The sequence below is a fragment of the Dapis brunnea BLCC-M229 genome, assembly GCF_050015995.1.
Taxonomy (GTDB): domain Bacteria; phylum Cyanobacteriota; class Cyanobacteriia; order Cyanobacteriales; family Microcoleaceae; genus Trichodesmium.
Genome location: NZ_JBNHEP010000134.1, coordinates 24,684 through 37,718 on the forward strand (window position 1 = coordinate 24,684; position 13,035 = coordinate 37,718).

Below are 13,035 nucleotides of genomic sequence, written 5' to 3' on the forward strand. Positions count from 1 at the left end.
CCTTAGTTCCTAAGTTTGTCATTTTGGTTCGATACAGTTTTATATGCTTGCTGTGGATGACGAGGTTTGTCTGGATATTGAAGTTGTAAGCGACCTTCTTTTAGCATAGGATTGATATAATGAGTTCTAATAGTATCTGCATTTATAGCCAAAAGTTCAGCTAATGTTTTAAGGTTTATATACTCATTTGAGCATAAATTAAGAATTGTAGTTCTCATCAGTTCTGGATTTACTCGTTTCTTTTTTCTAACTGGAGCAGCAATATCTATTAATAGTTGCTTTTGATTATGCTCGGAGTTAGATTCGCTATCCTCGGAGTTAGATTCGTTATGCTCGGAGTTAGATTCGCTATGCTCGGAGTTAGATTCGTTATGCTTGGAGTTAGGTTCGTTATGCTCGGAGTTAGTTAACAATGAAAATAAATCAAGCTGACCTTGGTTTGGTAAATTGTAGCGCGTACCTTTCCCTTCACCAGATTTTTCCAGATAACCATTATCGACTAGACGTTTTAAACATCTACCTATATCTGTAGGATGCTCTTTTCTATAACGTTGAATATCTGTATTACTTACTGCTCCAAATTTATGAGTAATTACCAAAATAATACGTTCTAATTCTGTTAAATTAGAATAGTTATTTCCAACTATCTTCTTTAATTCTTTTTCTACATTTTCTGGTACAAAACTAACCATTCGTAGAAATAAAGATGTGCTTTCTACATCAAGCTTTTCTAATACCAAAGGAATAAACCATTGTTGTTCTCTCCATGCTCTAATAATTTTTCCAAATCCAGAACCTGCTTTTTCTCCTAATCCTAACATTTGAAACATTTTTTGTAAGTGGGATTACGAGGATCTGTTTGACCTCCTTCATACAAAACATTAATAGGTATTCTGAGGCGACCGTGGTTAGAAAATGCAAAACCTTGTTGAGACTTGATGATAACTAATGGTTTTCTAGATAGATGATCGGCATGAATTAGAGTATTTACTAATGCTTCTCTTATACCTTCATGAACATGAGTTTCTCCCGTACGAGTAGCATCTTTATCAAGTCGAAATGGTACATCTAAATCATTAACTAAACGATTATAAACACGATAATAAAAGTTAAATAAATTTGGTTCCCATTTACCATCAAGAGTTAAACGATAATCCCACCTCTGGTCTGGGTCACTAGAGAAACGTTCTTGATAATCTAAGTGGTAATAAGGAAAAGCATCTAAAATACTACGTTCACGACCAAACATCAGCAACCCTGCATGAGTTAACCCCTCTTTATTTGTGTCGCGATCGCGTTTCCATCCTCCCAACTGAAGGAGTAAATTTTTATCGTCAAATGCTAACCAAGGGCGATCTGGTTCTCTATTAGACATCTCCCAAAATTCTCAAGCACTTACTATAACTATCTTTTGGGGAGCGATGTAGCTGCCGCTAGGCTCCCTCCGCCAACGCCATCTCCTCAAGATAGTCCTTTTTTACCTACTTTACAGTATTAGAGATAGTTACTGTTAATTATTTACCATTCTTATACTTTTTTTATTGCTTTTCTTTTCTACATAAATTGTGAATTATGCTAGTATCAATGCTCCTATCCTTAGTCTGACTAAACTACATATTGTTAAGATCACCTTTTCATAATTAAGTTCTTTTAATCTAAATCTTTCTCGTGGGATTCCAAATATTTTTATCAACCTTATTACATGCTCCACAAATATTCTTTTCTGAGCTTTTTTTTGATTCTCTTTATTTGCTTCTTTTGACATTTTTTGGTTTCTTTTTTTCTTTTTTGGTGTGTCTACTCTTTCCCCTCCTTGATATCCTTTATCCCCTTGAAATTTTTGTTCTTTATCAAACTTTTTTTGTTGTTTTTTGAATAAATTTATATCACTTTATGGACCTCTTTCTCCTACTACTACATCCACTATTTATTCACCTTTCTCTGTAATTATTATTTGGTTTTTAAATGTATGACTTTTTTGTTTGCCTGAATAATATTTTTTCTGTTTTTCCTCGTGTACTGGTCTTTCTCTATCTTGTTCTGTACTGTCTACAATTAATTCTAGCTCTTTCAATATTTCTTTAACCCAGAATTCATCTGATTCTTTTTTTTTGACTTGCTCCAACAAACTTGCTGGTAAAAATTTCCGAAAAATGTCTACTCAATAATGGAATATATTGTTAGCAGTTGATTCACTCACTCCCCAATTTATTGCCAATAATTGAAATGTCGGTATATTATGTAAATAATATAAAGTTAAGAGAATTTATGACTCACTATTTAGTATTTTTTTTCTACCACCTCCTGCTTTGATTAACCTTTTTTCACAAACAGCTTTTCTGTATCTGACTTCTGCTTCAATTTTCTGAGCATTTTCTATTAATTTTATTAGTTGTTCATAACTAATGCCAATAATTCTTTTTGTTTGGTTTGGATGATTATAAATATATTCTAAAGTTGGATTCATTTTAGCGATCGCATACATAAACGGCTTTGATAATTTTACCTTATTTTCTATTTTGGAGATGTCTATTACTAAAACGTTGCCGAAATGCTTTCAGAGTTTCTGGATCTAGATCGTTCAAATCAAAATTATCTAAAATTTGAGAATCTTGAGGTTCACTACTAGCATCTCGCAACATCTGCTTAATTTCTGTTTCAGTACAGCGGTAGTCTCCAGAATAGTCACGTTTGTAAGTTCCTGTCATCAGATTATTATTAATATAAACAGGACGTTGAGTGCGGGTTGCTCTAGAAATTTGAATAATAATAAGTTTACTACTGTCAATTTATTTAATTTCCAAATTGGAATTAGAGCAAATAGGAAAACTCAATTTTTCAGGATTATTGTGATTATTCCAAAATTGGGTTATTAAATTTTCTGGATTATTAACTCCTGAAATAATAAATCTATCATCAGTTTCACTAACTCCTAATCTAATATTATATAACCACCATCTGTATTAGCAAAAGCTGAGAGACTTGGCCAAATATCTTTGGGTAAACTATTTTTAGCAGACTTAAACTCAATCTCTTGGTCTTCTCCAATATCTATATGTTCTAATAAAGTATCTAAATCCATCCGTTAAAATTGTTTAATTTTTCAATATATTGAATTACTATTTATGTGAGTTTTTCAAATTTAAAATTGGTAGGTTAAATTATACCAATCCTAAATGGTTTGTGAAAAAAAAACTGTAGGGGTTTGGTTTCCAAATCCCATTTTAGTTTAGGTTTGCAGACCAAACCCCTACTAGAGCGTTTCAGCTAAAACTGTGCATTAGGGAGTAGGGTAGGGACGTTGCATGCAACGTCCCTACGAGAGAAAGATTGTTGTTGGGTTTATCCTTCCGATAAGCTTTCCTGCGGAATGCTGCGCAAACGCTAACGTCCCTCAACCCAACCTAAATCTATTGCAACATTTAAGATGAAACAGTCTACTACGATAAAAAATTACAACATAAGCGCGGATTGCTTTGAGAGTCAAACAACAGATTTAAATAACTCTCCCACTTGTTTTAAATCTACATTTCCACCACTAATAATTACTCCCACTCTAACACCAGAAACTTTAATAATATTTTCTAATAAAGCTGTTGCTGCTAAAGCTCCAGTTGGTTCTATTACTAACTTCATTCTCTCCCAAATAAAATACATTGTTCTTAAAATTTCCTTCTCTGAAACCGTCACCATATCATCAACATAATTTAAAATCAACGGAAAATTTAACTTGCCTAAATACGGCGTTCTAGCACCATCGGCAATAGTGTTAGGATTATGTACAGTTTGTAGAGTTTTAGAATAAAAAGACCGAGCAGCATCATCCGCATTTTTCGGTTCAACTCCCACAACTCTGCAATTTTTTAATAGATTTTTAGTAGCGATCGCGCAGCCAGAAAGTAAACCACCTCCACCACAACATACTAACAGTAAATCTAAACTTTCTACTTCTTCAATTAACTCTAAAGCAGTCGTACCTTGTCCGGCAATAATATCAGGATGGTCATAAGGCGGAATAATTTTAGAACCTCTTTCTTCGGCAATTTTTGCAGCTAATTTTTCTCTGGTTGTTTCATTTATATCATAGAAAATTATCTCAGCTCCATAACCACGAGTAGCAGATTTTTTAACTTCTGGAGCATTGTTTGGCATGATAATAGTGGTGGGAATATTTAACAATTTGCCTGCTAGAGCGATCGCCTGAGCGTGATTTCCAGAAGAGTAGGTTAATACCCCCGATTGTTTTTGAGTTTCTGATAGTTGAGATAGAGCATTGTAAGCTCCTCTAAACTTAAAGGAACCTGTACGTTGAAAATTTTCACACTTGAAAAATACTTCACAGTTAGTCAGTTTATTTACAGTTGTTGAAGTTATTACAGGTGTGCGATGAGCAATCGATGATAAACGATTATTTGCTGCTGCAATATGATTGTAATTAACTGGAAAATTTTTTGTAGATGTTGAGCTATCGATAGACATATTTAAAGAAATAAGTAAGAGGGAAAATTAACGAAGTCAGAAGTCAGTAGGGGCGAATGGCCATTCGCCCCTACAGAAGTTATTTTTGTAACGGGGATTTGAGCAAGCATCCAAAAATATTTCGCCTTAAAAGGCAGGGTTTTAGACCAAATTATTTTGATAAATAAATAAGTTTTACATTGGGTTTGGGAATAGGAAAATATAACAAAAGTTGATGCAATTAAAACAAAATCCGTAAGCATTCAGCTATTAGCAGTCAGCTTGAGCGCAATAAAAATGAACGATGTAGCTCCATAGACTTTTAAGGTTAACTGATAGACTTTTACAGTAACTTTTAATTAGCATGAAATCTCGCTTATTACTTTTTCCTCTTTTAAAGGTAATGAAGCTGAGAGCTGACCGCTGAATGCTTACCAAAATCCACTGTTTTTCCGCCTCATACCCAATTTGCTATTAAACCTATTTAAATCATTAATAATTAACAATCATATCTCCTGAAAAAGACACTATAGCAATCCTATTTAAGTTGTAATATTTTGGTGGCACTTAGGATTCAGGAGTCAGGTAGGGGAGCCGTCGGTAGGGCGACCTACAGAATTTTCAAGGTTTTCAGTTCAAATTAACTATTATAAAAATTGTCACAACCAATACGTGGATTGCTATATTTACTAAAAGGAGATACTTTAAACCTTAATTATGAATTATCAATTATCAATAATTTGGTAATTAATATTATTTTTGATCTCCCAAACATTGAACTCTTTGTTGAGAGAAAATTGGTCTTGGCTGAAATGATTCTAAACCACGACCATCATAAATAGTTGCTCCATCAGGCATTTTTGCTCCTTCTAATATTACTCCTTCTGTTAAAGCTCCATCGAAAATAGCGCCACTTAAATCAGTCTTGCTGAGGTCAGCACCTCTGAGGTCAACTCCACGGAGATTAGCATCAACAAAATTAGCCCATTGGAGGTTAGTATTTTTTAGGTTAGCATTAGCTAAGTCAGCACAAGTAAAGTAAGAAGCACTAAAATTACTGTTACTTAAATCTGCTTTTGTGAGGTTAGCTTGTCTAAGTCTTGCACCGCTTCTTCTGATATTACTAAGGTCTGCACCACTGAGGTCACATCCTTGACAAACTGCTAATGGGTTATCTAAAAATTGTCGGAGTTCATCAACATTTTCTGCTAGGATAGGTGCTGCTAATCCGGTAATTATTAACAGGGTAATACTGGTAATTTGTTTCAGTTTCATAGTGGTTGATTTTTATTCAGGTTGACAAGTATATATTATATAGCAATGTTATTAATTATCGGTATAGCAATTCCTATGCTGGTGAGGTACAAAATTCCTTTGTTTAAGGGAACAGGGAATAGGGAATAGAAAAGAAATAAAAATAGGTGTACCTCTTTAGCCTGAGAAACGCTATATAATATTTTTGGGAAAGTTAATCTTTTTCTGGAATAGAAATTCCCATGCTGGTGAGGTACAAAATTCCTTTGTTTAAGGGAACAGGGAATAGGGAATAGAAAAGAAATAAAAATAGGTGTACCTCTTTAGCCTGAGAAACGCTATATAATATTTTTGGGAAAGTTAATCTTTTTCTGGAAAAGTAATTAGGTAGAAATATATTTGCTTGATAAATTGTTGAGTACCAATAGTAGTAAAATTAGAAAAAATTTATCAAGAAGTAAATTATGGATGCTTAGGAACTCCTAGAAAAATATGCCCAAGGAATCAGAAATTTTGGAGCTGAAAATTTAAGAGGAATAGACCTTAAAGGTGCAGACTTAAATGGTATAGACCTAAGAGGATTGGATTTAACTGAAGCTGACTTATCAAATACAAATCTAAGTAATGCAAGACTTGAAGCGACATATTTGAGTAGAGCAAATTTGAGTAAGGCTAAATTGGTTAGAAATCAATTTAGTCAAGCATCTTTAGTCGGTGCAAATTTAAGTGAATTAGTAGATGGAAATTATGTGAATTTAAGTTGGGCAGATATTAGCCTTGCTGATTTAAGTAAAGCTAATTTAGAGAGAGGAAATTTTAGTAATAGTAATCTAGAACAAATTAATTTAAGTTCAGCAATATTAATCTCTGCTAATCTCAGTAGCAGCTCTACTCAAAAATGCTAACTTAGCCATAACAGACCTCAAGCGAGCAAATATGTCAGAAACAATATCTCAGAAACAGATTTATTTGAAGCTGAACTTAGTTGGGTAAATCTAAATGCTGTTAATTTTAAACAAGCTAATCTATAGCAATCATATTTCAGGTGTGAGATTTTAGTGGTAATTAGGAGTCAGGAGTCGTAGGGGCGATTCGCGAATCGCCCCTACAGGAGTCAGAATATAAAAGGGTTTTGATTTATCTTAGTCGTTCTTAAATTCTATCAAAATCATTCCTGATTGCTATAGAATCTGCTAAATTACAAGCCGTCTCTTTGAGATGCTTAGATATGTCATGTTTAAATATGAAAAATGTAGACCTAACAGGAGCAATATTAGACAGTGCTAATCTACAAAAAACTTCCCTACAAAATGAAATTTAGAAAGAACAAGTCTACGAAAGGCAAATTTAAGTAAGGCAAATGTTCAAATAGCAGATTTAACAGATGCTAAAATTTACGGGTGGAAATTTGAAAAAACCGACTTCAGTTATGCAATAATGCCAGATGGTGAAATGTATCACCCTGAAATTAATCAAACAGAAACACTTACTGATAATCAACTAACAAAAAAAAACAACAAAACAAAATATGACAACCCGTAAAATAATCAAAACCGATAAAGCACCAGACCCAGTTGGCCCATATAATCAAGCGATCGCCACCACTGGCCAAATGCTCTTTGTCTCTGGTCAAATAGCGATCGACACCAGAATTAATCAAATAGTCTATACCGATGATGTAAGTAAACAAACAGAACAAGTGATGGCAAACCTCGAAGCTATTCTCACTGAAGCAGGAGCCACTTGGTCAAATGTCGTCAAAACCACAGTCTTCCTGAAAAACATGGACGACTTTGCTACTGTCAATAATGTATACGCCAAATACTTTGACCCTGAAAATGCACCCGCTCGTGCTTGTGTAGAAGTAGCACGTTTACCCAAAGACGTACTTGTAGAAATTGACTGCATTGCAGTAGTATAGAAAGTTTAAGGTTAGGCAGGAAGGGTGAAGAAAGCATCCTCCTGACCAAAAAATCAGGTCTTAAGCCTCCCCTTTTAAGGCAATGAAAAAGGGGTCGTTTGCGGAGCATTCCGTAGTGGACGCTCCACACCTTAAATGGTGCGTTAGATGGGGACTGTGGGAAGTGTGGGGAGAAAAAGACACCTAGAAACAAAAATCTATTGCACAGTTTTTTTTAGCTGTGTCAGTCTAGTAGGATGAGATGGCGAGGTTTCCCGCTCTTACAAAGCCACTCCGAACTGCGCCATATCCAATCGAGCAAGAGAAAATATTCGATTCAGTATTTCAAGCATAGGGCTTCAATTGGAGGTAGTGATACAGGAGATTCCAGGTTAATATGGTACAACTGACGGAATGAATATTTTTTGCCTGTTCCCTATTCCCTATCTCCCTTACTCCGTAGGGACGTTGTATACAACGTTCCTACCTATTCCCTGCTCCCTAAAACCATAAATATATGTTCATCAAGTAGGAAACTGCTGTAACTGAGACAATACTTACGCATGAGTTACGAAAAACTAGGATTTGAGATTGCTTCCCTGTTGGTCGCAATGACGAAAATACCTTGTATAGCACTACGCAAATAGGGCGCGGACATTTCTAAATCCTGAAACCTTTTGATAGTCAACTGTTCCCAGTTAAGTGTTCCCTATTTCCGATTCAAGTAGCGCTATACTGCGTAAGTCCTATGATAACTGAAATGACCCCTGTAGCCATCGACTCTTTCTTGTCTAGACATATTGCTATTTTCCGGATATTATCTACACAACTGCGACTGAGAATATTAAAATCTCAAATTTAGCTACTTAGTTATGCTCAAGGAAACAAATTATTTCTGACTCACAGCTAATTTTTGACATTTAAAAAATGTATATGTTAAAATACTCAAGGCTATATTTATATTGTAGTAATCTCCTAAACAGTAGAAAAATAAAGATATTCAACTAGATAAAAATCTACAGAATAGTTGATAGGAGTTATACACGATCGGCATCTACTAAATAATCCCATAAATATTTGATACCTTCTTGATATATTAAACTTGTCAAATAGATATAAGTAAATTTAAAATTTTAGGCTTTCTCAATCGAGCTAATTTGTACCTTAATTTGGTTGAAAGGAAAAGAATCAAAAATAGAAAACAATAAAATCCCGTACAAATAACACTCTAATGAAAAATCCTAAATATGAAAATATAGTTTTTAATTTATGAAATATCTAAGATTTTGGCAGGCAAAATTATCAGATTTAGTTCTCGAAAAATTCGATAAAAATCAAGATAATTATTTATGAATAAACACATAGTTAAACTTGAATCAATTTCTTTGCACAGTATCATAAGATTTTGAAATTATGAACCATCAAGATAAGACTAAAGATCAACTAATTCAAGAGTTAATAGAACTGCGTCAAACTGTTAGTGAACTTGAATTTGCTTGTTCAAGTTGCAACTTAACGGGACAAGAATTAAATAATATAATTGAAGAGCGCACTGCAGCACTAAAAGAATCAAACGATCAGTTAATAGAAGAAATTGTTGAACATCAACAAGCACTAAAAGATTTGAAAATAGCTAAAGAACAGTTACAAACAGTTTTGGCAGCAGTACCAGGTACAGTATCTTGGATTAGTTCAGATTTACACTATATAGAAGTGAATCAGCAGTTAGCTGATATTTTTGGTATACCCAGAGAAGAATTTGTAGACCAAAATATTGGTTTTTTAGGGGCAAGTTCTGAGTTTAATGACTTTGTCAAAGAGTTTTTTGAGAGTTCGTATTTAGAAACAACTCGTGAAATTATATCAATAGTTCATGGGGAAACTAGAAACTATTTGGTTGTTGCAGAAAAATACAATCAAAACCAAGCTGCCTTTGTAGTAGGTATAGATATTACCGAACGCAAACAAGCAGAAAAAAAATTAAGAAAAGCCAAAGAGCAGTTAGAAACCGTATTAGAAGCAGTACCAGGTACAGTATCTTGGATTAGTTCAGATTTGAATTATATAGAAGTGAATCAGCAGTTAGCTGATATTTTTGGTATACCTAGACAAGAATTTCCTGGGAAAAATATTGGTTTTTTAGGAAAAAGTTCTGAATTTTATGATTTTATTGAGAAGTTTTTTGCTAGTCATGAACCAGAAATAACAGGTGAATTTGTATCACAAATTAATGGGGAAACTAGACACTATTTAGTTGTTGCAGAAAAATACAATCAAAACCAAGCTGCCTTTGTAGTAGGTATAGACATTACCGAGCGCAAACAAGCAGAAAAAAATCTGTTAGTTAGTAAAGAAAAACTAGAAACAGTATTAGAAGCTGTTCCAGGAATGGTTTCATGGATTAATTCAGATTTAACCTATATTGAAGTTAATCAAAAATTAGCTGATACGTTCAATCTACCACGAGCAGAATTTGTCGGCAAAAATTTTGGTTTTGTAGACAATAATTCTAAATTTAACTCTTTGATCCAAGATTTTTTTGATAGTCCTGAGCAGGAAATAACTGCTGAGATTACTTCACAATACTACAATCTATCCCGAAATTATTTAATAGTTGCCCGCAAATATAATCACAATCAAGCAGCATTTGTAGTAGGTATAGATATTACCGAACACAGACAAGCAGAATTAGAACTTGGGGCAACTCAAGAACTGTTCAAAACTGTTTTAGAAGCAGTGCCAGGAATTGTATCTTGGATCAGCTCAGATTTATGCTACTTAGGAGTTAATAAACACTTAGCAAAAACCTACAATTTACCCCAAGAGGCTTTTGTTGGTCAAAATATTGGCTTTCTCAAAGCTAGCCAAGAATTTAGTGAATTTATGCGAGAATTCTTTGCCAGTCCTGCTCAAGATGATTATCGAGAAATATCTGCTTACGTTAATGGTACTCCCCGAAATTATTTAATTGTCTCCCAAAAATATGCTCAAGGAGCTGCTGCTTTTGCTATAGGTATTGATATTAGTGACCGCAAGTATGCAGAAGCAGCAGTACGAGAAGCTGAAGAAAGATATCGTACTATCTTTGAAAATGCTATTGAAGGAATTTTCCAAGCAACTCCAGATGGCTACTTTATAAGTGCTAATCCAGCATTAGCTCGAATTTATGGTTATGATTCTCCTGAACAAGTGATTGCCAATCTCATCTGTTTACAACATCAACTTTATGGTAATCCTGAACACCGGGATAAATTTATGCAAATATTAAAGGAGCAGGGTGCTGTAGTTAACTATGAATCACAAATTTATCGTCGAGATGGCAGTCTAATTTGGATCTCTGAAAATGCTAGAGCTGTGTGCGATCGAGATGGTCAATTAATTCGTTATGAGGGAACTGTCGAGGATATTACAGAACGGAAAGAAGCACAGGAAGCTTTACAAAGAGCTAATCAGCAGTTAGAAAGCAAAGTTGAAGAACGCACTAAAGCTTTGAGGGAATCAAATCGTTTGCTAATGATGGAAATTTCAGAACGTCATCGTGTAGAGACTGCCTTACGAAAATCAGAAGCAGAATTACGGGTGTTGTTTGAAGCAATGACTGATGTAATTACTGTCTTCGATGCTAAAGGTAGATATGTCAAAATCTTATCTACTAATTCTCAGGTATTATATACTCCCATCAATGAATTGATTGGTAAAAGTGTTTATGAAGTTTTACCTCCCCACCAAGCTAACCTATTTATGATTAATATTCAACGGGTGCTGAATACAAAGGAAACTGTTAATTTAGAATATAGTCTGCTCGTATCTAATAATCAACAGCACGATCCTAATCCCCAAGAGTATAATTCTATATGGGGAATCTCATGTAAACTTCCTAATTACCAATCTAGCGGATCGGTTCCCCATCCATATTCTCCTATTCCTAAACCTGATGAAATTTGGTTTACTGCTAGCATTTCACCATTACCAGATAACTGTGTAATTTGGGTGGCGCGTAATATTACAGAACGCAAACGGGTGCTAGATGCACTGCAAAAAGCAGAGGAAAAATACCGTAGCATCTTTGAAAATACGGCAGAAGGTATATTTCAAACGACTCCTGATGGACGCTTCATCAGTGCCAACCCAGCATTATTAAAAATGTATGGTTTTTCCTCAGAAACAGAGTTAAAGAATAAGATAACTGATATTGCTAAACAATTATATGTTAACCAAAATCGTCGCTCTGAGTTTATTACCGAACTTGAAAAACATGGTTCTATATCAAATTTTGAATCAGAGGTTTATCGTGGTGATGGTAGTGTAATCTGGATTTCTGAAAATGCTCGTGTAGTTCGCAATATTGATAGAGAAATACTTTACTATGAAGGTACTATTCAAGACATCACAAAACGTAAATATGTAGAAACTGCACTGCGATTAGAACAACAAAAATCTGACCATTTATTATTGAATATTTTGCCTGCTCAGATTGCTGCAAAATTAAAACAAAATCAACATCCGATTGCGAAAAAATTTGAAAATGTGACGATTTTGTTTGCTGATATTGTCGATTTTACTGGTTTTTCGGCTCGGATATCTCCCAGTGAACTGGTAGATATGCTGAATCAAATTTTCTCAGTTTTCGATCAATTAACAGAACAACATGATTTGGAAAAAATTAAAACAATTGGAGATTCTTATATGGTTGTTGGTGGTTTACCTGCAGCTAGAGACGATCATGCAGAGGCGATCGCTAACATGGCATTAGATATGCAAAAAGCAATTAGGAAGTTTTTCAATGATCGGGGAGAAGCTTTCCAAATTCGCATTGGTATTAATACCGGACCTGTGGTAGCAGGAGTAATTGGTATTAAAAAGTTTATTTATGATTTGTGGGGTGATACAGTCAATGTAGCATCTCGGATGGAATCAAGCGGAATATCTGGTAAAATTCAACTTGCGGAAGCTACTTATCAACTTTTAAAAGATAAATTTTTATTAGAGTCACGGGGGTCTATTCCTGTTAAAGGTAAGGGAGAAATGATTACTTATTGGCTGATAGATAGGTTCAATAATTAATAATTAATAGTTACCTCTTCATTTATAAGAAGAGGTAAGGCTAATACAAAAAATACAGCATTGGTAATTTAGGTAAATTCCAATTGATTCATCTGCAAGTAATATCAAATCCAGATGATTAGTTCTTGTAAGTCATTGGGACTGGAGCGGAGTCGAAGGAAGCAATCTTAGGGGTGGCGCGAGATTGCTTCCTATCGTCACTGCGGAGGACTTTTCATCTATCAAGCAAATTTCGTGAACTATGAAAAAATTACTAGAAGCGGTATATATTGAAGAATCAAATATCGGGACTTACACATGACCTCTATAGAACCCCTGAAGGTATCTTCATAAATTTAGCAAGGAGTCAGGAGACAGGA

Annotated in this window: 15 protein-coding genes; 5 read left to right on the forward strand and 10 right to left on the reverse strand. The window is 34.5% G+C overall.

Annotated features, from left to right (window positions below; translation table 11 throughout):
- Positions 1-2: 2 nt before the first annotated feature.
- The 10 genes from ACP6PM_RS15905 to ACP6PM_RS15950 form a co-directional block, all read right to left on the reverse strand.
- A complete protein-coding gene (locus ACP6PM_RS15905) occupies positions 3-830 on the reverse strand; it encodes a Fic family protein (protein ID WP_426586242.1) in 828 nt (275 codons plus the stop codon).
- Positions 815-1,375 carry a hypothetical protein gene (locus ACP6PM_RS15910; RefSeq protein WP_426586244.1) on the reverse strand — a complete coding sequence of 187 codons (561 nt, stop codon included), beginning with the start codon at positions 1,373-1,375 and terminating at the stop codon, positions 815-817. Before ACP6PM_RS15910 ends, ACP6PM_RS15905 begins: the two co-directional genes overlap by 16 nt.
- 195 nt (positions 1,376-1,570) lie before the next feature.
- Entirely contained in the window at positions 1,571-1,885 is a 315-nt protein-coding gene (locus tag ACP6PM_RS15915) for a transposase family protein (protein ID WP_426586269.1), read from the reverse strand.
- 42 nt (positions 1,886-1,927) lie between these two features.
- Positions 1,928-2,128, reverse strand: coding sequence for a hypothetical protein (locus ACP6PM_RS15920; RefSeq protein WP_426586246.1), 201 nt, complete (start codon positions 2,126-2,128; stop codon positions 1,928-1,930).
- A gap of 33 nt (positions 2,129-2,161) precedes the next feature.
- Positions 2,162-2,218, reverse strand: a complete 57-nt coding sequence (locus ACP6PM_RS15925) for a helix-turn-helix domain-containing protein (RefSeq protein WP_426586270.1) — start codon at positions 2,216-2,218, stop codon at positions 2,162-2,164.
- 48 nt (positions 2,219-2,266) lie between these two features.
- Positions 2,267-2,467 (reverse strand): hypothetical protein, encoded by a 201-nt coding sequence (locus tag ACP6PM_RS15930; protein ID WP_426586248.1) that lies wholly within the window; start codon positions 2,465-2,467, stop codon positions 2,267-2,269.
- Positions 2,468-2,507: 40 nt separating this feature from the next.
- Positions 2,508-2,708: a hypothetical protein gene (locus tag ACP6PM_RS15935; protein ID WP_426586250.1), complete on the reverse strand. Its 201-nt coding sequence runs from the start codon at positions 2,706-2,708 to the stop codon at positions 2,508-2,510.
- Between the two features lie 224 nt (positions 2,709-2,932).
- Positions 2,933-3,082: an AlbA family DNA-binding domain-containing protein gene (locus ACP6PM_RS15940; protein ID WP_426586252.1), complete on the reverse strand. Its 150-nt coding sequence runs from the start codon at positions 3,080-3,082 to the stop codon at positions 2,933-2,935.
- A gap of 401 nt (positions 3,083-3,483) precedes the next feature.
- The gene (locus tag ACP6PM_RS15945; protein WP_426586254.1) at positions 3,484-4,479 is read right to left on the reverse strand and encodes a threo-3-hydroxy-L-aspartate ammonia-lyase; all 996 of its coding nucleotides are present in this window, start codon (positions 4,477-4,479) and stop codon (positions 3,484-3,486) included.
- Positions 4,480-5,211: 732 nt separating this feature from the next.
- Positions 5,212-5,733, reverse strand: a complete 522-nt coding sequence (locus tag ACP6PM_RS15950) for a pentapeptide repeat-containing protein (protein WP_426586256.1) — start codon at positions 5,731-5,733, stop codon at positions 5,212-5,214.
- Positions 5,734-6,278: 545 nt separating this feature from the next.
- On the opposite strand from ACP6PM_RS15950, the gene ACP6PM_RS15955 reads away from it, so the two are divergent.
- The 5 genes from ACP6PM_RS15955 to ACP6PM_RS15975 all read left to right on the forward strand — a co-directional run bounded on the left by ACP6PM_RS15955 (position 6,279) and on the right by ACP6PM_RS15975 (position 12,676).
- Entirely contained in the window at positions 6,279-6,617 is a 339-nt protein-coding gene (locus tag ACP6PM_RS15955) for a pentapeptide repeat-containing protein (RefSeq protein WP_426586272.1), read from the forward strand.
- Positions 6,618-6,940: 323 nt separating this feature from the next.
- Complete coding sequence (locus ACP6PM_RS15960; RefSeq protein ID WP_426586258.1) at positions 6,941-7,033, forward strand: pentapeptide repeat-containing protein; 93 nt, start codon at positions 6,941-6,943, stop codon at positions 7,031-7,033.
- A gap of 47 nt (positions 7,034-7,080) precedes the next feature.
- On the forward strand, positions 7,081-7,254 hold the full coding sequence (locus tag ACP6PM_RS15965; protein WP_426586274.1) for a hypothetical protein: 174 nt from the start codon (positions 7,081-7,083) through the stop codon (positions 7,252-7,254).
- Positions 7,241-7,633 carry a RidA family protein gene (locus ACP6PM_RS15970; RefSeq protein ID WP_426586260.1) on the forward strand — a complete coding sequence of 131 codons (393 nt, stop codon included), beginning with the start codon at positions 7,241-7,243 and terminating at the stop codon, positions 7,631-7,633. The genes ACP6PM_RS15965 and ACP6PM_RS15970 overlap by 14 nt, the downstream gene beginning before the upstream one ends.
- 1,392 nt (positions 7,634-9,025) lie before the next feature.
- Positions 9,026-12,676: a PAS domain S-box protein gene (locus ACP6PM_RS15975; protein ID WP_426586262.1), complete on the forward strand. Its 3,651-nt coding sequence runs from the start codon at positions 9,026-9,028 to the stop codon at positions 12,674-12,676.
- Positions 12,677-13,035 lie beyond the last annotated feature (359 nt).